This is a genomic window from Rhodobacter sp. P2_H5 (assembly GCF_056403335.1).
In genome coordinates, this window is sequence record NZ_JBFUFS010000053.1 from 1 (window position 1) to 1,390 (window position 1,390).

Below are 1,390 nucleotides of genomic sequence, written 5' to 3' on the forward strand. Positions count from 1 at the left end.
GTACTTGCCAAGGAGGCGAWATGATCCGGGTTATCGCGCAAAGGACCGAACGGGGACTGCACACGGCCAGCGWGGTCGACCTGATCACGCTGGCCGGCCAGCGCGACGAGGGCGCGGTGCGCGAGTTGATCCGTCGCCTGAACCCGCGCCTGTTCCGGGTGGCGCGGGGCATGCTCGACAGCGACGCCGAGGCCGAAGACGTGGTGCAAGAGGCCTACCTCGCCGCTTTCACCCGGCTCGATCAGTTCCGCGGCGAGGCCGCCTTTGCCACCTGGGTTACCCGCATCACCATCAACGCCGCCCGGATGCGCCTGCGAAGGCCACCAAGGCACGAACTCTATGACACGGTGAACGAGGCCGAACCCGCCAGCGCTGCGGTTCTGCCCTTCCCCTTCCCGGAGACCGCCGAGATGGCCTTGGGCCGCCACGAACTGCGCCACATGCTGGAAGAGGTCGTGGCTGACCTGCCCTGCGACCTGCGCCTTGTCTTCCTGCTGCGCGAGGCCGAAGGCCTTAGCGTCCTGCACATCGCCCGCGACCTGTCGATAAACCCGATCACCGTGAAAACCCGTCTCTTCCGCGCCCGTCGCCGCCTGCGAAAGGCGCTTGAGGGCCGCCTGAAAGGGGGCTTCGAGGCCGTCTTTCCCTTTGACGGCGCAAGGTGCCAGCGGTTGACCGGCTCCGTGCTGGATCAACTGCAGGTAATTGGCTGGCTTCCAAGGCGATAGAGTGGCCAAACCTTTTCGGGCGCCCCCTCTGACAGGGCCGCTGCGCCCGAGCGCTTGGCCTTGAACTCCGGCTCGATATGGATGCTCACCCCACTGCCCCTCACCATCAGCTTCAAAGCCGCCCAAAACAGTGCGCAGGTCTTATGCACTGTTGCATTGGTCTGCTTGCCAGGCACCATCAGTCGATACAAGTCTCCGGTCCCGGATGGCAGGTCATGAGGTCCGCCGGCGCCCCCTGTCTCTTGCGAGAGGTTTTCGCGCATCCCAGTCAGAAATCTTTCTGGACCGGCTAGTATATGAGGCAGCCTGCAGAGTTGCGAACCACTATCCGACCGGATCACAGGATGTCCAGGCTGGAGACCGAGGCTTGGGCCCAACTGAGAAAGACTTTGTTCGATAGCAGTTTGAAATAGAAACGGTGAGCGACGGGTGCTTGGCATATCGGTCGTTCTGATATCGGAGATGCCGCAGGACCAACGAGAGACCGCTCCGGCCCAATGCTGCAGTTGCGCTTCCGCAAGGCCGTCAGGCCGCATTCCGCCCCTTGCGTAGGCTAAGCCGGGATCGACGTACCTGGCCCTGAGCTGTCACACAGGGACCGAACCGCGGAACCCGAAACCCGTCGTTGTAGCCGCCGATCAATTTGGAGGTCGCGTTGCTCG

1 protein-coding gene is annotated in these 1,390 nt (G+C 63.3%); it reads left to right on the top strand.

Annotation, left to right across the window (positions count from 1 at the left end):
* Positions 1-20 precede the first annotated feature (20 nt).
* Complete coding sequence (locus AC1DVR_RS23365) at positions 21-728, top strand: RNA polymerase sigma factor (RefSeq protein ID WP_478003020.1); 708 nt, start codon at positions 21-23, stop codon at positions 726-728.
* Positions 729-1,390 lie beyond the last annotated feature (662 nt).